Below are 22,049 nucleotides of genomic sequence, written 5' to 3' on the forward strand. Positions count from 1 at the left end.
ATTTAGTGCTGCCTTTATTTGATTTGAAACTTTAACTTTTTTATGAAACCACTAACCAAAGTAATCTTAAGCCTATTTCTCGGTTTATTTTCACTTGCAAGTTTTGCCCAAACTAAAATTACGGGTACTGTCGTTGATGAAACGGACAAGACGAAGCTTATCAATGCGACCGTCATGCTTTTGCAGGCGAAAGATTCCATCCTCGTAGACTTTACGAGAGCAAATCAAGAGGGCAAATTCTCCCTCAACAATCCTGATACCACGGATTATTTAGTCATCATCAGCTATCCAAAGTTTGGTGACTTCTTTGAAACTATCAGCAAAGGTTCTGGAGACAAGAATCTTGGTGAAGTCACTATGCAGAGTGCGGCCAACCTGATTGAAGAAGTGTTAATTACTGGTAAGATCCCCGTTGTCATTAAGGGAGATACCGTAGAATATGATGCATCCAGTTTCGTAACTGAAAAGAATGCAAAGGTAGAAGACCTGCTAAAGGTGCTCCCTGGTATTTCAGTAGATGCATCGGGTAAGATTACTGCCCAAGGAAAGACCGTTGAAAAGGTGCTTGTCGATGGGGAGGAGTTTTTCGGAGATGATCCTAAATTGGTAACCCGTAATATCCGATCGGATATGGTGGATAAGGTTCAGGTCTTCGAGAAAAAATCTGAAGAAGCTGAACGTACGGGTGTTGACGATGGAACCCGCGTTCAAACCATTAACGTGAAATTAAAAGAAGATGCCAAGAACGGTATGTTCGGCAAGCTTGAAGCTGGCGGAGGATTAGATGATAATTCTGGATATTATCTCGGTAAAGCTGCCATCAATAAATTCAAGGGTTCCCAAAAGATCTCTGCATACGGCATTACATCCAACGATGGAACTACCGATCTAGATTGGCGCGAAGCTGAGAAGTTTGGTGTTGATAACGGAAATATGACTGTATTGGATGATGGTGGAATCATGATCTCTGGTGGTGGTGGATTCCTGAACAACACCAATAGGGGGCAACCAAAAGCCTTGACCGCTGGGGTTTCGTTTATGGATGCTTGGAAGGAAAAGAAACATAAGTTGAACCTGAACTATAAATATGGTATGGCTGAAAATGAAATCAATACCAATACCATTAGCCAAACTCCTTTGACGGAGGGTATCTCAAACTCTGAAACTGATAATGATGATATCTCCAAAAGTACAGGACATCGCCTGAACACTAAATACGATGTAAGTATTGACTCCTTGACAACCCTGACCTTGCGTGTTGCTGCTTCAAAAATGAACAGTGAAAATAATACCCAGAGAAGAGGAAAGAGCTTTAAGAACGGCGAATTGCAATCGGAAGATGAACGTTCTCAAGATATCAATTCATCAAATGACAACTTCAACTATGATGCAAACTTCACAAGGAAATTTGCAAAAGAGGGGCGTTCCATCAACTTGAAATTCACTGGAAACTTAGGTAAAACGGAGTCTGACATGATGTTGAACTCTTCATTGAAAAATGTTGTAGAAGGAACAGAGACCATTGTTGATCAGTTTAAAGACAATTCCAATAACTCCAATTCGATCATGGCCGCTGCAACTTATACAGAGCCATTTTCCAAGAAGATCAATATGGCTTTTGGTTATGAGTACACCAACTCGAAGGCTCACTCGATCAATAGTGCCTACAACAAGGATGCTTCTGGCAACTATACCGATTTCGATGAGGAATTCAGTAATGACTTTAACTTCAATACAGTTAGGAACGCAGCCAACATTTCATTCAATTATAAAGCCGATAAAATTGAGTTTAACTTAACCAATAACATCAGACATGATGATATGTTCCAAAAGAACAACTTGGCAGGAAATGAAATGAGTAGAGATTACCTTACTTACAACCCTAGAGCTCGTTTCAGATATAACTTCACTAAGGCTAAATCATTGAATTTATCTTACAACAGATCCAATTCATTGCCTTCTCTGTTCCAGATTCAACCTTTGAAACAGAACGAAGATCAGATGAACCAATATTTCGGTAATGAAAGTTTGAAACCATCCGTTTCCAACAATTATAACTTGAACTATTATTGGTATGATATGCTGAAAGGAAAGAATATCTACACCGGTATCGGTATGACACAGACCTTAAATGCAATCCAGACTGATGTTGTTATCCATCCTTCCCTGAAAAGAGATCTTTACTATGTCAATACCGATAAGGCAATGACCAATGGTTATATTTATGGAGGGTACTTCTTCGATCTGATCAAGAAAAAGCAGATTAAGATGAACTTAGGGTTGAATGCAAACCTAAATAACTATTACAACAAGATCAAAGACCTTTCTGATGTCAATAATCCAAAGGATTTTGAAGAAAACAAGAACATCAGCTACAGCTTCGGAACGGATATCGGTTTCCAAAAAAATACAACCAAAGGCTTTGATTTTTACCTGAATTTCTCTCCAGGTTATAGAGTGTTGAAAACCACCCTGAACCCTGAGTTGAACTCTGAAGGTTTCACTTTCGACTCTTACGGTAGATTTACTTACTACCTGCCAGCGAAGATCCAGTTGACCGGTGAGTTGAACTATGAGTATGAAGCGGCAACTAAATCATTGCCAACAGATTTCAGTAGGTTGAAGTTCAGTCCAGGTATTTCCAAGAAATTCATGAAAAATGAAAGTCTGATCGCATCGTTCTACGTGAATGACGTATTTAATCAAAACGTTGGATTTAGCAGAAGCCAGTCAGGACAAGCGATCACCCAACAGCGCTTTAACAATATCGCAAGATATTACATGCTGAAACTATCTTGGGAATTCACATCAATGAAAGGAGCTGAGTAATTATGAAAATGAAATATATATTATCGACAATACTTTTGGCCATCCTGAGCATGGGATTCGCCAATGCACAATATGCTTTCTTCCCTGAACAAGGAACCATTACTTATGACAAAACTGTTCACGTCAAGAACCTGATGCGTAGACATATCCAAACCTTGAAAGATGGAGATTTCTCCAAGAAGTATTTTGAGGAAATGATGGCCAAAGTACCGGAGACAGCAGTATTAAATAAAAAACTATCCTTTAGTGGATCTGAATTCTCCGTGGAGCCTATTGAGAAGGACCAACCGCAAATGATTGCAAACCTTTTGCGTATGGGTCTTTTGGATTACGGTGCCAAGATTTATCAAAACATAGCAAAGAACGAATCCTTACAGACCATGGAAATGGGAGGCTCACAGATCAACATTAAGGACTCTCTGACGAACGTTAAGTGGAAGATAACAAATGAATACAGAAATATTGCTGGATACGATTGTAGACGAGCTAACGGCGTCACATTGGACTCTGTGTATGTAGTTGCCTTCTACACCGATCAGATTCCGACTGCCGGATCGCCTAGTACCCTACATGGCTTACCAGGAATGATCCTAGGGTTGGTTGTTCCAGAACAGCATTTCAATATTTACGCCACAAAAGTGGAAATGCAAGCGACGACAGTTAACTCCAATATCTTTAAGAAGAAAGCTGATACCATGACCAGGCAACAGACCAAAGACCGCATGAAGGAAATCTTTGGCCGTTGGATGACCGACAAACAGTTCAACCTGATTATGGCAGCCATATTCTTATAGGATCATATTAAGATCTTATTTATTAAGCAATTCAAAATTAATGATGATGCAAAGAGCCGGATTTATCCGGCTCTTTTGCTTTGAAAGAGTATTTAGTAGAAAGTATTTAGTATTTAGACCTATGTCCATCCCAAATTAGGGTTGACCTTCCTAATGAGTCGTGATTCCATTCAACTGGGATATGAATAATAATCTTGGTCTATCCTCCCATCCCTTGAATCCTGGTTCTAAAGAATACCCAAATCCTGGCGAAAAAAAAATCCCGGACAATATTGACCGGGATTTTTATGCTTTAATTCAACGAATTATTTCTTCTCGTTTTTCTTAGAAGTAACATCGTTACGAATTTCTTGAGCTAAAGTTTTGATCTCTTGTAACCCTTTACGAACGCGTGTTCCTGCAGCAGAGTTTCCGTTATTGAAGAATTTTTCTGCGTCAGCTTCGATTGAAGCTACTAGCTCTTTTAATTTAGTGTAGTTTTCCATTTTTTAATTAATATAATTTTAGTTTTTCTTAATTAATTCTCTAATATATCATAAATATACAAAAGGAATGCAAACAATGCGAATTTTAAAATGTTTTTTTGTGTTATAAACGCCTTTTTTGTGGCATCTACTCTACTATTTTCAATTCGTCGATGATGTTTTGAGCACCCGCAAACTTGTCAATTATGAAAAGAACGTATCGGATATCAACCGAAATAGTACGTTGCAATTTTGGATCAAAAATCACGTCTCCTGCCATTGCTTCAATGTTTCCATCAAAAGCCAAGCCAATTAATTCGCCATTTCCGTTTAAAACAGGTGATCCGGAGTTACCGCCGGTGATGTCTTGGTCACTTAAAAAGTTAACCGGTAGATAGCCAGCTTTATCTGCATAACGTCCAAAATCCTTATTTTCATATAGTTCCATTAACCTTTTTGGTAAATCGAACTCCTCATCTCCTGGTTTATATTTTGCAATGGTACCTTTCAATGTGGTGTAATAATTTTCTTTGGCATCATTCCTTTTGTCCTTAGGCAATGCTCTGATCGTTCCATAAGTCAAACGTAATGTTGAGTTAGCATCTGGATAGTATTTGCCATTAGGATCCATTTTTAATACTCCAGCGATGAATTTTCTGGATGCTGCCAAGAACTCATCATTCATCTTTTCAGCCTCTGGAGAAGTTTCACGGTATTTATCCATCAAAGATGATGATAGTTTGTAAAGAGGGTCTGCATCAATCAGCTCTGCTTTAGGGTTTTTAAGGTATTCAGCCAATTTTGCCTGTGATCCAAAAATGCTGTTGTCAAAAGCTGTTTTGATATCCGATTGGAAGTTTCCGCTGTTCTTGTTTGCCATTTCACGAACATAAGGAGCGATTTCACCACCTTTTGCTGCGTATAGGTTCAATTCATCAGCCAATACATCAATTTCCAATGGCATATATGCTTTCTCATAGTTATCCGCGATAAATGCTTCCAAGCGTGGAGCCATTTCTTTGCGTTTAGCTTCGTTTTCTTGTGCATATTGTTTCAAACCATTGCCTAACGTAGCAGGGATTGCTGCAAAAGTCGAAGAACGTAACATTCCGATCAAGTAATTGTCTTGTCTAGCCTTATCGTTTGTTTTCGCGTAGAAATCATTGATTACCGCTAGGACATTGCCATATTGTTCCTTGTTTTCAGGACGGTTAGCCCATTTGTTGAATTTCTTCTCTTGCTTGCGTTTTGCCGCTGCGGTCTTATGCTTTTTCAAGGCATCGATCATCCCTTGTCTATTTTTCCAGTAGTTTGCCACTCCAGAATATTTAGAAGCATAGTTTAATTTTACCGCTTGGTCTTTATCCATGTATTTTTTCATGGCATCCATACCTACTTTAGAAGCTTCAACCCATGCTGGATACGCATAATTAACGTTTTGGTCAATTCCTGCTGCATTCATCCAACGGTTTGTACGGCCTGGGTAACCTAAGATCATGGAGAAATCTCCATCTTGGAAACCTTTGATGCTTACTGGCAAGAATTTTTTAGGCTTCAACGGCACATTGTCTTTTGAATATTCAGCTGGGTTACCATCTTTATCCGCATAAACACGGAAGATAGAGAAATCACCTGTATGGCGAGGCCATTCCCAGTTGTCGGTATCACCTCCAAATTTACCGATGCTGCTTGGCGGAGTCCCTACCAAACGGACGTCCGTAAAGTCTTGGTAGACGAAGTAGTAATATTCATTTCCATTATAGAATGGACGAACAGAAACTACATATTTACCGTTTTCGCTGTTTTCTTGTTGGATCTTGGCAATTTCTTGATTGATCACTTTTTCGCGTTCCTTTTCCGACATCTTATCGTTTACCAATCCTAGGATACGTTTAGAAACATCATCCATACGGACAAAGAAACGAACGTACAAAGATTTAGGCTTTAATTCCTCAGCATGGTTTTTAGCCCAAAATCCATTGGTAAGATAATCATGTTCTGGAGTAGATAATTCTGCGATAGCGCCATAACCACAGTGGTGGTTCGTGAATACCAATCCGCTTCCTGATACAATCTCTGCGGTACAACCGCCATTAAACTGCACGATTGCATCTTTCAAGCTGGAGTTATTGATGCTGTAAATTTCTTCGGCTGTGAGTTTTAAGCCTTTTTTTTGCATGTCAGCTTCGTTCAGACGCTTTAGGTGCATCAAGAACCACATGCCCTCATCCGCAAATGAGAAAGTGCCAACGAGCGTCAGCACACATAGTAATACTAGTTTTTTCATATCAACCTTTTTTGTGGTAGGACAAATTTGCTGGAATTTAGGCGCAAATCAAAATGATTTGTAAGGAAATCAGGCCACTGCATGTCCTTGGATTTAACTATCTTTGCCAAGATGGCGTCATTTGAAGACTTTAAATTTAATAAGCAGATCCTAAATGCAATAGCCGAAGCAGGCTATACAACCACGACTGAAATCCAAGAAAAGGCGATTACACCGATTCTAGCGGGGCAAGACGTGATGGGGATTGCGCAGACAGGGACCGGAAAAACTGCAGCATTTGTGCTGCCGATGCTCATGAAGCTGAAATATGCTCAAGGTAATGACCCAAGAGCATTGATTTTAAGCCCTACCCGAGAACTTGCTATGCAGATTGAAGAGCATATCAAGCAATTCTCCACTTACTTAGACTTAAGAACCGTTCTGTTATATGGTGGTTTGGGACCAAAAACCCAAAAGGAACTCCTTGCCAAAGGCTGTGATATCATTGTTGCTACTCCAGGCCGTTTCCTCGACCTCTATTTAGAAGGTGATATCAATGTCAAGAGCCTTAAATTCTTGGTCCTTGATGAAGCAGACAAGATGATGGACATGGGTTTTATTGGAAAAATCCACCGTGTCCTGGAAATCGTCCCTAGAAAAAGACAGAACCTTCTTTTCTCCGCAACCATGAGTGAACTCGTGCGTAAGATTGCAGGTGATTTCTTGGCATTCCCAACCGTTATCGAAGTAACTGAACAGGCAACTCCGGCACAAACTGTGACCCAGGAGCTGTATCATGTTCCCAACTTAAAGACGAAGATCAACTTATTGCAACATTTCTTCAAAGACGATGAAACCTTCAGTAGAATCATCGTTTTTACCAAGACTAAGGTGGTTGCTGATCGTATATATGCCTTCCTAGAACGTAAATATGGTCCTGAGGAGGTTCGCGTAATCCATGCAAACAAAGGCCAGAATACCCGCATCAACTCCATTAATGCCTTCAAAGAAGGTGAAGTTAGGATCTTGGTTGCTACGGATGTTGCTGCTCGCGGATTAGATGTATCGCAAGTGAGCCATGTGATCAATTTCGATGTTCCCATCGTTATCGAGGACTATGTACACCGTATCGGCAGAACAGGCCGTGCATTCCAGACAGGTGATGCCATTACCTTCTGTAATCCAGCCGAAGAGTATTATGTGGCAAAAATTGAAAAACTGATCAGACAGACCATTCCTGTGAAGGAATTGCCTGCGGATGTGGTTATTGAAAAGACACCTTTCGACGAGAAACAGGATATCGCTAGGGAAATTGATAATCAGAAGAAAAAAGATAACCCCGATTTCAAAGGTGCATTCCACGAGAAAAAATATGCCATTAAGGCAAATAATTCAAAAAGACAGGCTCGTGGTAAAGCTAAGCCGGTAAAAAAGGGAAATAGCAAACCAAGCAAGAAAAGATGAAGTTAACCCCATTGAATATTACCTTGGCTTGTATCCTTGTATGGGCAATATCTGAAATGGGTTCGGTAGAAAAGCCATTGTTTTCATGGGCTTGGCTCCTTATCCTTTCTATAGTGCTCATCGTTGTGGATATCCTGTTCCGCTTATGGACCAAGAATACGCAACGCTTATGGATCATGCAGATAGGTTTTATTTTGGTGGTGGGTATCATTTCAATGTTAATAAAATTACAGTTTTAGATATGAAGAAAGCAGAAATCAAACTCCAGATCGAGTTAGATGATTCCAACGTTCCAGATTCCATCCAATGGAGTTCTACAGATGGGCAGAATACAGAAGAATTACCAGCAAAAGCTATGTTCTTAGCGCTATGGGATGCCCAGTATAAAAATTCATTAAGAATTGACCTTTGGACTAAAGATATGCCTTATGATGAAATGAAGCGTTTCTTCTATGAAACTTTGCAAACATTAGGCGACTCATTCCTAAGGTCTTCAGGTGGTGATCCAATGGCTGAGAAAATTATTGGCGATTTACGTGACTATTGTGCACACTACGCTGATAAAATGGAAATCTTGGAACAACAGAACTAATTGAATTTGGAATCTGCCAACAGGTTCGTTGGCTAATCAATATGCAGATATGAATTACTTTTTGGTGAAATCTGAACCATTTAAATACAGTTGGGAACAATTTAATAAAGATGGGGAGACCTTTTGGGATGGCGTACGCAACTATCAAGCTCGAAACAACCTAAAAGCGATGAAAAAAGGCGACCTCGTACTTTATTACCATAGCAATGAGGGTAAAGAAGTTGTAGGTTTGGCAAAAGTCGTGAAAGAATTCTACCAAGATCCAACCACAGAAGATGAACGTTGGGTAGTGGTGGATCTAGCTCCAGTGGAAACTTTCAAACATCCAGTTACCTTGGAAACAATCAAGGCAGATCCATTGCTTCAAGATATCGCATTGGTCAGACAAGGTAGGCTATCCGTGATGCCCCTTAAGGCTGAAGAGTTTGATCGGATCGTTCAACTCGGAAATGCTGACTAAAGACATTGAAACTCCCCAAACTGGGGAGTTTTTTTATTTTCTCATTATCTTTCCGCTTTCAATAACTAAAATCCCTACTTTGCTCATTCTTCCTGTTTAATTCAAAAATTTCAAATAACTTTATATCAGCTGACTCATTAATAACCAATTAACAGACATATGATAAAGGCAGTTATTTTGGATGATGAAATTCGTGGTTCCGGATTATTGCAACATAAGCTGCAACAATTCCAGGAGCTATTGTCCATAACGGCCGTATTCAATGACCCTCAAGAAGCCTTGCTTCAAATGCCCAATATGGAATGTGATGTCCTTTTTCTCGATGTTGAAATGCCATTTATGAACGGATTTCAATTCCTCGAAAAACTGGGTCAATTTGAATTTGAAGTCATATTTGTCACTGCCTATAACATCTACACCTTGGATGCCTTGAAGGCAAATGCACTCGATTATCTCCTAAAGCCAGTAAACAATGAGGAACTCAAGAAAGCCATGGTCAAACTTGAACTGCGGATCACCCAGCGGGAAAAGTTGAAAAAAGTGGACTTAACGGAAAATCGCCCAGTGATGGGAAGATTAGCATTGCCAACTGCCGAAGGGATACATCTGGTGAAAAAGGATGATGTAATCCGTATCGAAGCCATGAGCAATTACAGTATCTTCTTCCTGAATAATCTCTCGAAAATCATTGTTTCCAGAACATTAAAGGAATTTGAAATGTTATTGGAGAATACGCAGCTCTTTCGTGTCAATAGAAGTGTCATTGTCAATTTAGATTACGTCGTAAAATATAAAAAAGGAGAAGGAGGGACCTTAGAATTAGTCGATGGTTCGGAGATCGAAGTCTCTCCAAATAAAAAAAAGCAATTGATGGATAGGTTGTTTACAGCCTTCTAAACCCAATGAATTTGAAGATAATTCTATCTTTTGTCCTTGCTGTATGCTTAACCTGTTCTATTACCTATGGACAAAGACGAATCTATAACTTTCTCCATTTTACCGAGAAGGAAGGGCTTTCCAACAATGAAGTGGAAGGGCTTGAGCAAGACAGCAATGGATTGATCTGGATTAGTGGTAAACGTGGGCTTTCCTATTTTGATGGTCAGAAGTTTACCGATGTGAAATTTGAACATACAAACGGGGTGATGCTCAATTACCTCGGTAGCATGGCTATTGACCAGAAAAATAGAATTTGGATTACCAGCAATAGCCATGGACTGATCTGCTATGATCGAAATAAGCCTATAGGAAATAACCTGAGTTCGTATACGGCAAAAGTGAGCAACAAAGGCTTGGTAAAATCCAACCTTTATGATGTACTAGCTTCTAAATCGGGTATGATTTATTTTTCAGGGCAAGAGACAGACCTCCAGTCCCTAGATCCTGAAACGGGTGAAATAAAACAGATCTCTATGCCTGGGATAGTGAGTAAAAATTATCTTTCCATCTTTTCCTTGGATGAGGACTCTTTGGGGAATATCTGGATGGGGACCCGTTATGATGGTTTGATATGCTATAATCCGATAAAACATACAGCAAAACAGATTAATCTTGAAAATGAAGGGGAAAATGCGGTAGATGGTATTGTATTGCGTCCAGATCGTATCTATGCTGGATATTATGACCATGATCTTATCGCTGCTGATTATAGCTTCAAAAACACCATTTCCTCTATTCTGGGCTGGGACAAAAGCATCAATTTTTATGATAATAGCATCAGTTCCATTGCCTTTTGGCCAACTGAAAATAAAATCCTGATTGGCCATGTGTCCAATGGCATCTATACTTATAAGCCTGAAACCAAGAAAATCGAGTATATTTCTATAGAAACATTAATGCCGATTACACCGAAGGCAACACGGATCTTTGATTTTTGTATTGTAAAGGATGGCTATTGGCTGGCAACTAATTCGGGCCTGTTTTATTATTCTACCAAACTCAACCAAATAAATAGTCTTATTGAAGATCGATACGCCGATCCAATCGTAGAATTGTTCAATTGGAAAGGTAAAGTTTGGTACAGGACTGAAACTGATTTCGGTGAACTGGATGCGAATAAGGATTTTAGATTGTCAAAATATTCCTTAAAAGATCTCAAGATTGGAACCCTGATGACAACAGATGAGGCCATTTATATCTCAACCATCGATCAAGGAGTTTATGAATTTAAGGATCCTAAAAAAGGGTTGGTTCCATTGGAAATCAGAAATGAAGATTATGGTTTTAGAAAAGCTGATTGCAATAGCATTATCTTGGATACCATTGCCAACGAACCCATACTATGGATAGGGTCCTGGAGTTCGGGCTTATATAGATACCATTTAAATACTAAGCAGATATACCTGTTTGCGGAAAAGGAGGGATTACCAGACCCAAAAGTTATCTGTGTTGGCAAAGATGCTTTTGGTTCAATTTGGTTAGGAATGGATGGCTATGGATTGGTCCTGTTAGAAAACAAGCTCGACCCTCAATTCAAACAATTCACCCATAATAAACAAAATCCAAAGACCCTCCAATCCAATACGGTATTCTCCTTTCTGTTGGATCAGGACAAACGGTTTTGGTTCAGTAATGCCAGTTCAGGAATTGCTGAAATCAAGAAAAATAATAGGAGAGAGTATGAGTTTATCCAATATCCAGAAAGTAATACGCAACCCTGGTTATACTCGGTCAAGATGCAAGCAGATAAAAATGGACTTATTTGGATGAAGTCGCTTGATGGCACCATGTTTTTCCAACCAGATTCCAAGCTATTCTTCCATCTCAATGAATCTGCAGGGATATTCCCCCCTGAGGAGTACATCACATACAGTTTTTTTGTCCGAGGTAATGAGCTCTTCTGGTGTACTAATTGGGGGTTAGTCAAGGGGGATTTGCCCGTTTTTCATCCAGATAAGACGATCAATTTTAAGCCTTTGATCAATAAGTTTTTCGTTCAACATCAAGATAGATCAGAAGACCTATTCAAAAAGGTAATCGAATTAGGTCCAGATGAAAATAACTTCACCTTTAACTTCTCTGCAGCAGAGCAACTCTTGGAACAAGGACTGAGGTTTCAATATCAATTGATCGGATTTGATCCCCAATGGGTGGAAAGTTCTGAAGAGCAGATTGCGGTATATAATAATTTGGAAGGAGATGATTATCAATTTCAGGTCAGGGTAGGAGATCAGTTTGGAAATTGGTCAACACAGATTGCTTCAATTGACATTAGCTTGGCTTCACACTGGTATGCTACGGTTTGGTTCAAGCTTTTGTTTGTGGTCTTATTTCTCTCTGCTGTTACGCTCTTTTATTTCTATCGGCTACAAGAACATAAGAACATTAACCGACTTCAGGCAGAATACAACCTTAAACTCCAACAGGAATTGATGATGAATGAAACGAAGATCAAGGAGCAAGCCGCCGATATAGAAAAAGAGAAACAGGAACGATTAGAAAATGATTTTAAGCAAAAGCTCTATGAAAGTGAATTAAAGGCAATCCGTTCCCAAATGAACCCTCATTTTATTTTTAATGTGCTGAATTCCATTGAGGCTTATGTAGTAGAGAAGGATAGTAAAAGTGCCAGTGATCTAATCCAAAAATTCGCCAGCATTAGTCGCTTGGTCTTGGAGAATTCTCAGTATTCCATTGTCGGCTTGAGTTCTGAAATACAATTATTGAAACTTTACCTAGAACTGGAACAGGAACGCTTTAACCATGCATTCGATTTTGAACTTGAGATTCAAAAAGGATTGATAAAGAAGGATAAGAAAATCCCTTCTATGTTGATCCAACCCATTGTTGAAAATGCCGTGCACCATGGTGTCCGACATTTGAAATCTAAAAAAGGCTTGATCCGAATATCCATTGCCGAAGAGGACCAGAAAATTATCATTCAGATAATGGATAATGGAATAGGATTTAATAAGGATGCAGAAAATAAATCATCTGCATTCAAACAAAGCTCCTTTGGAATAAAGGGTGTACAGGAAAGGATCAATATCATCAATAGCTACTATCCGACGCCTATTGCATCCTTACGGATCAATCAGGGAGATGAGGATTCCGTATTTACCACCATCGTCTGCATAACACTGCCATCAAGGACCGATCGAATGGATACATAAGAGCTTTGTATATTAAGCCTAAAAAGGGATGAAATCTAAGGGTATGCATTCAATTCGCCCCGAAAATTAATATCTTTAAAGAGGAATATGGATCACGATCCTGGTCTATCCTCTCATCCATTGAATCCTGGTTAATTCCATGATCTTGGTCTATCCTCTAATCCCTTCCATCCTGGTTCAACTCAGAAATCACAACTCCCCTTAGCCCTTATGCTCAAAAAGATTGACTAAATTCTTGATCTCTGTGGCATTTTCTGGTTTTAGTTTGCCTGCCAATAACAACCTTAATTCCCTACGTTGCATGGCCTCGTCATATAAAGTCTTTTCCTTATCAGACTCTGGGATCAATTTAGGGATAGCTTTCGGACGATCAGACTCGTCGATGGAAACAAAGGTATAATATGCCTCATTGGACTTAACTTTAGTGCCCTGAGGGAGGTTTTGCGCAAAGATTTCCATTCTAACTTCAACGGAAGTGTTGAAAGCGCGGGTTACTTGTGCCTCGATGGTCACCACTTCACCTAACTTGATGGAACGTTTGAAAGACACATTGTCTACCGAAACGGTTACCACTTGGTTATTGCAATGTTTCTGCGCCGCCATTGCCGAACAGATATCCATCCAATAAAGAAGTCTTCCCCCCATGAGGTTTCCGAAAGTATTGGTGTCATTGGGAAGTACCAATTCGTTCATTTCGGTATAGGATTCCCTTGCGTATTTATCTTGCATAGTTATTTTCTAAAGAATGTATATTGTTGATTGATATAAGTGAGCGACTCGCGGAAGGGCGTTGGTTTAAAACCTAGTTCGCGTATCGCCTTATCTAAAATAAACCCAGTTTTTCGCGGTCTGTTTTCGGCTTGTCCAATTTCAGCGGCTTGGATAGGACTGATCAAGGATTTGTCGAAACTCCAATAATCGGCTAATTCCTCAACTGCTTCCAGGACACTGAACATTTTGTCGCTTGAAATGTGGTAGATGCCCTCTGCATTCCTTTCAATGCAGCGCAAACAGGCATTCGCCAGATCATCTACCCAGGTTGGCATACGCCATTGGTCGCTGACCACCTTGATTGCTTCTTGGGCTTCCAGTTTTGATTTTGCCCATAGGACCAGATTTGATCGGTTCCGATCAGCAATAATCCCATAAACTAGAATGGTCCTCAAAATTGCCGCACGGCAACCTGAATGGAGTACTGCTTGTTCCGCATCCAGTTTACTCTGTCCATATGCATTGCATGGATTGGTTTCGGCAAGCTCATCATATGGGCCATTTTTCCCATCGAAAACAAAATCTGTAGACAGGAAGGTAAGGTGGATGTCCTTCGCTTTACATTGCTCTGAAAGCAATTTGACTACCTCGACATTGAGCTTGTTGCAGGTCTCAGGGTCTTGCTCGCAAGCTTCAACACTGGTCATGGCTGCGGTATGGACAATATGCGTAGGGTTAAATGAGCCTAAAAGTTGGATAAGGCCTTCTGAATCCAACAGGTCCAATTGTGCAAATTGATAGCCCTGATTATTGGGATTCCTGTTTTCCGAATGAGAAGTACAGCATAGGCTATAGTCCGTCTCTTTCAAGATAAAATCTGTTAATTTCTGTCCCAGAAAACCATTCGATCCCGTGATCAAGACCCTGATATTTGAACTTAGTTGGTCCATTGAAAGTCCATCTTAGGTTGTTTCATGGAATTGTCCAGTACATCAATTTCCAATTTAAGGATTGCTTCCATTGCTTTGTAGTCTATCCTTTCTTCATCATCGGTAGGTTTGTGGTAATCATCATGTCCACCTGTATGGAAGAAAAGGACTGGAATATTCTTTCTGTAAAATGATGTTTGGTCTGAACCGCCATTTCCATCACGGCTCTTATTGAATTTGATGGTACTGCTTATACCTTCAAAGATCTTTGGGAATGCTGAACTCGTCCCATAACCAATGACTGCCAATCCATTATCTGGATTATACCGGCCGATCATATCCATGTTCAACATCCATTGGATGGATGCTAAAGGAATGGTTGGATTTTCGGTGAAATATTTTGAGCCTATCAATCCCAATTCTTCCGCGCCAAAGCCGATAAATAAGAAATTAAAAGGTTCTTTGATGTCATTTGTTGCATAATGTCTTGCCAACTCCAACAATCCAGCTACGCCGGAAGCATTGTCGTCCGCTCCATTATGGATTTTTCCTACACCAAGTGAATCTTTAGAACCTCCGATCTCACCTTTACCTAAGTGATCATAATGAGCACCGATAACAATGGTATAGGGAGCGGCATTATCTAGGAAACCTATGATATTGTCCGATCTTCTTTCGGCATTTTCTATCTTAACCTTGGTCACCTTTGCAGGGAAGTTTTGTCGATAGCCGTTTTCCCCTTTAGGTTCCAACTTATATTCTTTAAAGTATTTCTCAACGTAGTCTGCGGCTTTTGAAGAACCTTTCATGCCCGTTTCTCGCCCAAGCATTTTGTCTGCGGAAAGATATTTGATATGTTTCTTCAGATTCTTAGGGTTGACTTGTGCGATTGCCAAGTGTGCTGAACCTAAAATTGCCAGACAAAGGGCAATAGAAAATAGTACTCGGAGATTTTTCATGTCCAAATATACGGAATAAGCGAAAAGTGTTGTAATTAGCTTTGTTAAATCGGAAAGTTTAATCCTCTACGATTTCACTGTTGGCATGTGATTTTTCATCATGTTCTTCCTTGAAATAACGCTTTTGGAAGATCAGGATCAAGAAAACTCCCACGGATATCGCCGAATCGGCAATATTGAAAACTGGTCGGAAGAACAAGAAGTCCTCTCCGCCCCAGATTGGGAACCAAGTAGGGAAGGTCCCACTGATGAGTGGAAAATAAAGCATGTCTACGACCTTACCATGTAAGAAAGAGGCGTAACCACCTCCATCCGGAAACAGGACTGCTTTGGAGAATGGAGTACTCTCACTAAAGATCAATCCATAAAAGGCACTGTCAATGATATTGCCTAACGCTCCAGCAAATATCAAGGCTACATTCAGGATAAAGCCACGGTTATACTTGTTCTTCACCATATAGTGAAGTCCATAACCAATGCCCATTACAGCAATGATACGGAACACACTCAGGAAAAGCTTGCCATATTCGCCACCGAATTCCATTCCATAGGCCATGCCTGGATTTTCAATGAAGTGAATCAAGAACTTATCACCTAAAACTTTGAAATCCTGACCGATGGTCATGTTTAATTTGACCCAAAACTTCGAGATTTGGTCAACCAATAAAATGATAATAATCAGTAGAACGGGCTTGGAGTATCCTTTCATAGCATATAAAAATGGTCTTTGCTGTTGATAACAAAGACCATTTATTTAATCTTTTGCTTAATATTGTTTGTTTTTTGCCTCAATACTCAAGGTGGTATGAGGTACAGCTTTCAATCTTTCTTTTTGAATCAACTTACCAGTCTCTCTGCAGATTCCGTAAGTCTTGTTCTCAATGCGCACTAAGGCTGCTTCAAGATTGTCGATAAATTTCTTTTGACGAGCTGCTAATTGGTTGATTTGTTCCTTCTCCAATGTTGCAGAGCCATCTTCTAATGTCTTGTAGGTACCTGCTGTATCGTCAGTTCCATTCGCATTGCTATTACTTAAAGAAGTAGTCAAAGAGGTTAATTCCTCTCTCGCTATGCGCAACTTCTCAAGAATTATTGCTTTAAATTCCTGTAATTCAGCATCACTGTACCGTGTTTTCTCTGTGTTTCCCATACTTTAAATTTTTTCTATTGATAGCAATAAATTCTCTCCGTCAATTTCGATAGCATCGCCATTTGCCAGGGCACTATCGAATTTCAGACTGTCGGCCAAAATTTCCGTACAAATATACGAGAAATTATTATCTACAGCTTGTTGAATTTCAGTATTTTGACTTAAGGTCACATTTATTCGGTCAGTAACTTCAAATCCTTTATCTTTTCTGAGATTTTGGATGCGGTTAATAAGCTCTCTTGCCATCCCTTCTTCCTTTAACTCTGCAGAAATATTAACGTCTAAAGCTACCGTTAAACGTCCTAAATTAGCAACTTGCCATCCTTCTACGTCCTCTGCTATGATTTCTACATCTTCGCTGCTAATTACATATTCCGTGCCAGTTAACTGGATGGATCCTTGATTTTCTAATGCTTGGATCTGGGCAGCATCCATATTTTGGATCGCACTGGCTACCACTTTCATATCCTTACCTACCTTAGCACCAAGGACTTTGAAGTTAGGTTTTACCTTTTTCTTAATGATACCGGTAGTGTCCGTAATAAATTCAATATCCTTGATATTTGTTTCTGAAAGGATCAGGTCTTTTACCTTTTCTACTTTCTCTTGGAAGGAACTGTCCAGTACAGGCACCAAAATCTTGCTCAATGGTTGTCTAACATTGATCCCAGTTTTCTTTCTCAAGGAAAGGGTCAAGGATGATATATCTTGGGCCAAGGCCATACGTTCTTCCAATTCTTTATCTACCAAGTCCTCATGGTAAGCTGGATAGTCTGCCAAGTGAACCGACTCATACTTTTCTTTGCCTGTTGCTGCATTTAAGTCCAAATACAATTGGTCTGCAAAGAATGGTGAGATCGGTGCTATTAATTTTGCAATGGTATCCAAACAGGTATATAAGGTTTGGTAAGCCGAGATCTTATCTTGTGAATATTCTCCTTTCCAGAAACGGCGACGGCATAAACGAACATACCAGTTGCTCAAATGCTCATCTACAAAATTCTGGATTGCACGTGCTGCCTTGGTAGGCTCATAATCTGCATAGAATCCATCAACTTCCTTACTCAAACTGTTCAATAAAGAAAGGATCCAACGGTCAATTTCAGGACGGTGTTTTAATGGAATCTCAGGCTCTGCATAATTGAATTTGTCAATATTGGCATAAAGCGCAAAGAATGCATATGTATTATATAAGGTGCCGAAGAACTTACGACGAACTTCATCCAAGCCTTCTACATTAAATTTCAGGTTGTCCCATGGTGCGGCATTGCTGATCATGTACCAACGGGTTGCATCTGCTGAATATTTGTCGATCGTAGCAAATGGATCCACGCCATTTCCTAGACGCTTGGACATCTTGTTGCCATTCTTGTCCAGTACCAATCCATTCGAAACTACGTTCTTGAAGGCAATCGATCCGCGTACCATGGTTGAAATCGCATGCAAGGTAAAGAACCAACCGCGTGTTTGATCAACACCTTCTGCGATGAAATCAGCAGGGAAAGCCGAAAAGTATTCATCCTTGAATGGAAGCGCTTCACCTTTTTCCAATTTATCGTAATCCAATCCCCATTGCGCATAAGGCATTGCTCCTGAATCAAACCATACGTCGATCAAGTCCGGTTCACGGAATAATTTCTGCCCGCCATCGGAAACCAAGATGATATCATCCACATAAGGTCTATGTAGGTCTAATTCATCGGTTCCAAATTTATCCAGATAGGATTTGTTGGTTGCTTTTTCATCTTCGGTCAGGACATCTGAATTTAATGAAGCTTCCAGGTAAGATTTCAGTTCAGGCATTGAACCTATGCAGATCTCCTCATTCTCGTCTTCACTTCTCCAGATAGGCAGGGGAGTTCCCCAATATCTTGAACGGGAAAGGTTCCAGTCAACCAGGTTTTCCAACCAGTTGCCAAAGCGCCCAGTTCCTGTTGCCTCTGGCTTCCAGTTAATAGTTTTATTCAAAGCCACCAGTTCTTCCTTTACCGCTGTTGTTTTGATAAACCAGCTATCCAATGGATAGTATAGTACCGGTTTGTCCGTTCTCCAGCAGTGCGGATAGGTGTGCTCATATTTCTTAACATCAAATGCTTTGTTCTCTTCCTTAAGTTTGATGGCGATCAATACATCCGTTGGACGGAAATCTTTGTCCGCACGCTCTTCATTGGAATAATATTCTTCTTTTACAAAACGGCCAGCAAAATCGGTGATTTCTTTTACGAATTTACCGGTCTTGTCCACGGTTGGCACTTCTTTTCCGTTTTCATCAAGAACCATGATGGATGGAATACCATTCTCACGAGCTACCCTAAAGTCATCTGCACCATAGGTTGGTGAAGTATGCACGATACCAGTACCGTCTTCAGTGGTCACAAAGTCCCCTAAGATGACACGGAATGCTTTTTCCCTTAGCTCTTCAGAAGTCACATAAGGCATCAATTGATGATAGCGCAAGCCTTCGATTTCTGCTCCTTTAAATTCCTCTACGATTTCCCAAGGGATAACCTTATCACCAAATTTATAGTCTTGGAAGGAAACCTGCTGACCATCTGCTTTAAAGTGCTTTGATATCAGGTTTTTTGCCAAGATCACCGAAACAGCCGTTCCAGTGTATTGGTTGAAGGTTTTCACTTTGACATAGTCAATATTTTTACCCACTGTCAAGGCGCTGTTTCCAGGTAAGGTCCAAGGTGTGGTCGTCCAGGCCAAGAAAGCCACGTCCTCATCTTGGTTTTCCACCAAACGATCCATCATTGGGTGGATCTGTTGTTTATCCAAACGGAATTCAGCAACAATCGTAGTGTCCTTAACGTCCTTATAGGTTCCAGGTTGGTTCAATTCATGCGAACTCAATCCCGTTCCCGCAGCAGGAGAGTATGGTTGGATCGTATAGCCCTTATAAAGCAATCCTTTTTTGTAAAGATCCTTCAATAAGAACCATAGGGTCTCGATATATTCATTTTGGTAAGTGATATAAGGATGTTCCAGGTCTACCCAATAGCCCATTTTCTGGGTCAGGTCGTTCCATACATCCGTATATTTCATGACTTCCTTACGGCAGGCATCATTATAGTCCTTCACGGAAATTTTCTTACCGATATCTTCTTTAGTGATACCTAAAGTCTTTTCAACAGCTAATTCAATCGGCAAACCATGGGTATCCCAACCACCTTTACGTTTAACCTGATAACCTTTCAAAGTCTTATAACGGCAAAAAATATCCTTGATCGTCCTCGCCATAACATGGTGGATACCAGGCATTCCATTCGCTGATGGAGGTCCCTCGTAGAAAGTGTAGGGTTTGCTGGCTGGACGGTTGGAGATACTCTTCGCAAAGATGTCGTCAGTCTCCCAACGTTTCAATACTTCTTTGCCTATTTCTGAAAGATTTAACTGCTTATATTCCTTGTACATCACGTAATCTAATTCTGATTTTTAAAGGTGGCTAATTTAGTGAAAAATTTGCACAAATTATAGATAGCTGGGATTGGGGGATTTGAACCAGGATGGAATGGATGGGAGGATAGGCCAAGATTATGGAATGAACCAGGATGGAATGGATGGGAGGATAGGCCAAGATTATTTTTGAACCCCAGCAGGGGTGACATATTTGTAGAAATTGGATGTTTGAAAAGGCGAACCCAAAGGGTGGGTGAAATGTTTTTCAACAATTCCTCTTTATGGGTTTAAAACAAAAAAAAACAGGCTACTCATCTTACGATTCGCAATGATCAATATCCTCATAAAAAAAACAATAGATTCTTTGCTTCACTCTGAATCCCTCATTAGCACATTTTTATTCTGAACGATCAGTGAGGAATCTGTACGGTTTTCCCATCTACGACCCTGTCATTCTTTACCGAAGGTAAAGGACCTGTACGCCAATGCAAAAGATAATGTTTTGATTTTAGAGATATGTATGGGGAGATAATAGGATGAACCTCAGTATTCCCTATAAAACCTTAACTTAATGACATTGCCCAGCGTGGGTGACATATTTGTAGAATTTGAAGGTTAGAAAAGGCGAACCCAAAGGGTGGGTGAAATGTTTTTCAATAATTCCTCTTTATGGGTTTAAAACAAAAAACAGTTTGCTCATCTTACGATTCGCAATGACCAACATCCTCATAAAAAAAACAATAGATTCTTCGCTTCACTCTGAATCCCTCATTAGCACATTTTTATTCTGAACGATCAGTGAGGAATCTGTACGGTTTTCCAATCTACGACCCTGTCATTCTTTACCGAAGGTAAAGGACCTGTACGCCAATGCAAACTTTGAGGCAATACTTTTTATGTTGTTTTTTAATAATTATGGGATTGCAGTATTCCGAGATTCTTCCTTCGTCAGAATGACTGGAAGGCGGAAACCGCAGTTGCAGGACCTGTACGCCAATGCAAACTTTGAGGCAATACTTTTTATGTTGTTTTTTAATAATTATGGGATTGCAGTATTCCGAGATTCTTCCTTCGTCAGAATGACTGGAAGGCGGAAACCGCAGTTGCAGGACCTGTTCGCCAATGCAGCTTATGAGGCAATACTGTTTTTGTTGTTATTTAAATAAATATGGGTTTGCTGAATTCCGAGATTCTTCCTTCGTCAGGACGACTAGAAGGCGGAAACCGAAGGTTGTTGGTTGTTGATCCAAGAAAATTCTGTAGGTATTTTATTCCTTTAGGGCATCATAATGCTAAGTGGAAGAGGCATTAAAAAAGGCTTCGCCAAAATAGACAGTTTGAATAGTTTTGCTGCGCAGGCGTGTAAAAATTAAACAACAGATTTTTGGGTATTCTCGCTAGCGATATTTCAATACTGACTGTCGATGTACAAGGCGAAACCTTTTAACGGCAATATTTTTTATTTATGCAGAGAAGCTGCTTCCGCAACCACAAGTGCTTGTTGCGTTTGGATTATTGAATGTAAATCCGCGAGCATCTAGACCGTTTTTAAAGTCGATCTCCATTCCTGCTAAATATAGCCCATGAGCTTTGTTCATAAAGACACGCATGCCCTGAATGTTATATTCTGTATCGCCATCCTTGATTTGGTCGAATCCCAAAATGTAGCTCATCCCTGAACAACCTCCACCCTCTACGCCAATGCGCAATCCAAAATCAGCACCGATTTCTTGTTGGTCGATCAGTTTGTTTAGTTCGTTTAGTGCACCTTCGGTAAAAGTTACCGGAGCTACAGCTGTCAAATTATCTGAAGCCATATTAATTTCCTCTGAATTTACAGCTACAAAAATACATATTTTTCGCTTTCCTTTTAGTAAGCAACCTTATTATGACAATCGGCAAACAGAGACCAGAAGG

Annotated in this window: 18 protein-coding genes; 9 read left to right on the forward strand and 9 right to left on the reverse strand. The window is 40.0% G+C overall.

Annotated elements, in window-relative coordinates; all coding sequences use genetic code 11:
- Window positions 1-42: 42 nt before the first annotated feature.
- Together ACWIB3_RS01910 and ACWIB3_RS01915 are read left to right on the forward strand one after the other, a co-directional pair.
- On the forward strand, window positions 43-2,829 hold the full coding sequence (locus ACWIB3_RS01910) for an outer membrane beta-barrel protein (protein WP_185215965.1): 2,787 nt from the start codon (window positions 43-45) through the stop codon (window positions 2,827-2,829).
- Window positions 2,830-2,837: 8 nt separating this feature from the next.
- On the forward strand, window positions 2,838-3,623 hold the full coding sequence (locus ACWIB3_RS01915) for a GLPGLI family protein (RefSeq protein WP_185211162.1): 786 nt from the start codon (window positions 2,838-2,840) through the stop codon (window positions 3,621-3,623).
- A 305-nt stretch (window positions 3,624-3,928) separates the two neighbouring features.
- Here ACWIB3_RS01915 and ACWIB3_RS01920 read toward each other — a convergent pair whose 3' ends face one another.
- Both ACWIB3_RS01920 and ACWIB3_RS01925 read right to left on the reverse strand, forming a co-directional pair.
- Window positions 3,929-4,108, reverse strand: coding sequence for a histone H1 (locus tag ACWIB3_RS01920; RefSeq protein ID WP_185211160.1), 180 nt, complete (start codon window positions 4,106-4,108; stop codon window positions 3,929-3,931).
- Between the two features lie 127 nt (window positions 4,109-4,235).
- Entirely contained in the window at window positions 4,236-6,374 is a 2,139-nt protein-coding gene (locus ACWIB3_RS01925) for a S46 family peptidase (protein ID WP_185215966.1), read from the reverse strand.
- Between the two features lie 81 nt (window positions 6,375-6,455).
- On the opposite strand from ACWIB3_RS01925, the gene ACWIB3_RS01930 reads away from it, so the two are divergent.
- From ACWIB3_RS01930 to ACWIB3_RS01955, 6 genes are all read left to right on the forward strand, one after another.
- Window positions 6,456-7,817: a DEAD/DEAH box helicase gene (locus tag ACWIB3_RS01930; protein ID WP_409529762.1), complete on the forward strand. Its 1,362-nt coding sequence runs from the start codon at window positions 6,456-6,458 to the stop codon at window positions 7,815-7,817.
- On the forward strand, window positions 7,814-8,056 hold the full coding sequence (locus tag ACWIB3_RS01935) for a hypothetical protein (RefSeq protein WP_185211156.1): 243 nt from the start codon (window positions 7,814-7,816) through the stop codon (window positions 8,054-8,056). Before ACWIB3_RS01930 ends, ACWIB3_RS01935 begins: the two co-directional genes overlap by 4 nt.
- Window positions 8,057-8,058: 2 nt before the next feature.
- Window positions 8,059-8,409 carry a gliding motility protein GldC gene (gene gldC, locus ACWIB3_RS01940; RefSeq protein ID WP_185211155.1) on the forward strand — a complete coding sequence of 117 codons (351 nt, stop codon included), beginning with the start codon at window positions 8,059-8,061 and terminating at the stop codon, window positions 8,407-8,409.
- A gap of 49 nt (window positions 8,410-8,458) precedes the next feature.
- Window positions 8,459-8,869, forward strand: a complete 411-nt coding sequence (locus ACWIB3_RS01945) for an EVE domain-containing protein (protein ID WP_185211152.1) — start codon at window positions 8,459-8,461, stop codon at window positions 8,867-8,869.
- 159 nt (window positions 8,870-9,028) lie between these two features.
- Window positions 9,029-9,766, forward strand: a complete 738-nt coding sequence (locus ACWIB3_RS01950) for a LytR/AlgR family response regulator transcription factor (RefSeq protein WP_185211150.1) — start codon at window positions 9,029-9,031, stop codon at window positions 9,764-9,766.
- Between the two features lie 5 nt (window positions 9,767-9,771).
- Entirely contained in the window at window positions 9,772-12,981 is a 3,210-nt protein-coding gene (locus tag ACWIB3_RS01955) for a histidine kinase (protein ID WP_454290739.1), read from the forward strand.
- 201 nt (window positions 12,982-13,182) lie between these two features.
- Here the strand turns inward: ACWIB3_RS01955 and ACWIB3_RS01960 are convergent, their stop codons facing one another.
- Genes ACWIB3_RS01960 through ileS form a run of 6 tightly spaced genes read right to left on the reverse strand, consistent with a single transcriptional unit; the run spans window position 13,183 to window position 20,147 of the window.
- Complete coding sequence (locus tag ACWIB3_RS01960) at window positions 13,183-13,710, reverse strand: acyl-CoA thioesterase (RefSeq protein ID WP_185211147.1); 528 nt, start codon at window positions 13,708-13,710, stop codon at window positions 13,183-13,185.
- Window positions 13,711-13,712: 2 nt separating this feature from the next.
- Window positions 13,713-14,642, reverse strand: a complete 930-nt coding sequence (locus ACWIB3_RS01965; RefSeq protein WP_454290740.1) for an SDR family oxidoreductase — start codon at window positions 14,640-14,642, stop codon at window positions 13,713-13,715.
- Window positions 14,630-15,580 carry a M20/M25/M40 family metallo-hydrolase gene (locus ACWIB3_RS01970; RefSeq protein ID WP_454290741.1) on the reverse strand — a complete coding sequence of 317 codons (951 nt, stop codon included), beginning with the start codon at window positions 15,578-15,580 and terminating at the stop codon, window positions 14,630-14,632. Before ACWIB3_RS01970 ends, ACWIB3_RS01965 begins: the two co-directional genes overlap by 13 nt.
- Before the next feature lie 58 nt (window positions 15,581-15,638).
- Window positions 15,639-16,289 carry a lipoprotein signal peptidase gene (locus tag ACWIB3_RS01975; protein ID WP_185211141.1) on the reverse strand — a complete coding sequence of 217 codons (651 nt, stop codon included), beginning with the start codon at window positions 16,287-16,289 and terminating at the stop codon, window positions 15,639-15,641.
- A 57-nt stretch (window positions 16,290-16,346) separates the two neighbouring features.
- Window positions 16,347-16,730 (reverse strand): TraR/DksA family transcriptional regulator, encoded by a 384-nt coding sequence (locus tag ACWIB3_RS01980; RefSeq protein WP_093100778.1) that lies wholly within the window; start codon window positions 16,728-16,730, stop codon window positions 16,347-16,349.
- A 3-nt stretch (window positions 16,731-16,733) separates the two neighbouring features.
- The gene (gene ileS / locus ACWIB3_RS01985) at window positions 16,734-20,147 is read right to left on the reverse strand and encodes an isoleucine--tRNA ligase (RefSeq protein WP_454290824.1); all 3,414 of its coding nucleotides are present in this window, start codon (window positions 20,145-20,147) and stop codon (window positions 16,734-16,736) included.
- Window positions 20,148-21,028: 881 nt separating this feature from the next.
- Between ileS and ACWIB3_RS01990 the strand changes: the two genes are divergently transcribed.
- Window positions 21,029-21,298 (forward strand): hypothetical protein, encoded by a 270-nt coding sequence (locus tag ACWIB3_RS01990; RefSeq protein WP_454290742.1) that lies wholly within the window; start codon window positions 21,029-21,031, stop codon window positions 21,296-21,298.
- A 297-nt stretch (window positions 21,299-21,595) separates the two neighbouring features.
- Here the strand turns inward: ACWIB3_RS01990 and ACWIB3_RS01995 are convergent, their stop codons facing one another.
- Window positions 21,596-21,949 (reverse strand): HesB/IscA family protein, encoded by a 354-nt coding sequence (locus ACWIB3_RS01995; RefSeq protein WP_185211139.1) that lies wholly within the window; start codon window positions 21,947-21,949, stop codon window positions 21,596-21,598.
- Window positions 21,950-22,049: the final 100 nt, after the last annotated feature.

The organism is Sphingobacterium sp. NPDC055431 (genome assembly GCF_053644255.1).

What these genes read in the sequence shown, in the direction of transcription:
- ACWIB3_RS01910 (WP_185215965.1), top strand. Translation starts at nt 43, where the DNA reads ATGAAACCACTAACCAAAGTAATCTTAAGCCTATTTCTCGGTTTATTT.
- ACWIB3_RS01915 (WP_185211162.1), top strand. Translation starts at nt 2,838, where the DNA reads ATGAAATATATATTATCGACAATACTTTTGGCCATCCTGAGCATGGGA.
- ACWIB3_RS01920 (WP_185211160.1), bottom strand. Translation starts at nt 4,108, where the DNA reads ATGGAAAACTACACTAAATTAAAAGAGCTAGTAGCTTCAATCGAAGCT.
- ACWIB3_RS01925 (WP_185215966.1), bottom strand. Translation starts at nt 6,374, where the DNA reads ATGAAAAAACTAGTATTACTATGTGTGCTGACGCTCGTTGGCACTTTC.
- ACWIB3_RS01930 (WP_409529762.1), top strand. Translation starts at nt 6,456, where the DNA reads ATGTCCTTGGATTTAACTATCTTTGCCAAGATGGCGTCATTTGAAGAC.
- ACWIB3_RS01935 (WP_185211156.1), top strand. Translation starts at nt 7,814, where the DNA reads ATGAAGTTAACCCCATTGAATATTACCTTGGCTTGTATCCTTGTATGG.
- gldC (WP_185211155.1), top strand. Translation starts at nt 8,059, where the DNA reads ATGAAGAAAGCAGAAATCAAACTCCAGATCGAGTTAGATGATTCCAAC.
- ACWIB3_RS01945 (WP_185211152.1), top strand. Translation starts at nt 8,459, where the DNA reads ATGAATTACTTTTTGGTGAAATCTGAACCATTTAAATACAGTTGGGAA.
- ACWIB3_RS01950 (WP_185211150.1), top strand. Translation starts at nt 9,029, where the DNA reads ATGATAAAGGCAGTTATTTTGGATGATGAAATTCGTGGTTCCGGATTA.
- ACWIB3_RS01955 (WP_454290739.1), top strand. Translation starts at nt 9,772, where the DNA reads ATGAATTTGAAGATAATTCTATCTTTTGTCCTTGCTGTATGCTTAACC.
- ACWIB3_RS01960 (WP_185211147.1), bottom strand. Translation starts at nt 13,710, where the DNA reads ATGCAAGATAAATACGCAAGGGAATCCTATACCGAAATGAACGAATTG.
- ACWIB3_RS01965 (WP_454290740.1), bottom strand. Translation starts at nt 14,642, where the DNA reads ATGGACCAACTAAGTTCAAATATCAGGGTCTTGATCACGGGATCGAAT.
- ACWIB3_RS01970 (WP_454290741.1), bottom strand. Translation starts at nt 15,580, where the DNA reads ATGAAAAATCTCCGAGTACTATTTTCTATTGCCCTTTGTCTGGCAATT.
- ACWIB3_RS01975 (WP_185211141.1), bottom strand. Translation starts at nt 16,289, where the DNA reads ATGAAAGGATACTCCAAGCCCGTTCTACTGATTATTATCATTTTATTG.
- ACWIB3_RS01980 (WP_093100778.1), bottom strand. Translation starts at nt 16,730, where the DNA reads ATGGGAAACACAGAGAAAACACGGTACAGTGATGCTGAATTACAGGAA.
- ileS (WP_454290824.1), bottom strand. Translation starts at nt 20,147, where the DNA reads ATGTACAAGGAATATAAGCAGTTAAATCTTTCAGAAATAGGCAAAGAA.
- ACWIB3_RS01990 (WP_454290742.1), top strand. Translation starts at nt 21,029, where the DNA reads ATGTTGTTTTTTAATAATTATGGGATTGCAGTATTCCGAGATTCTTCC.
- ACWIB3_RS01995 (WP_185211139.1), bottom strand. Translation starts at nt 21,949, where the DNA reads ATGGCTTCAGATAATTTGACAGCTGTAGCTCCGGTAACTTTTACCGAA.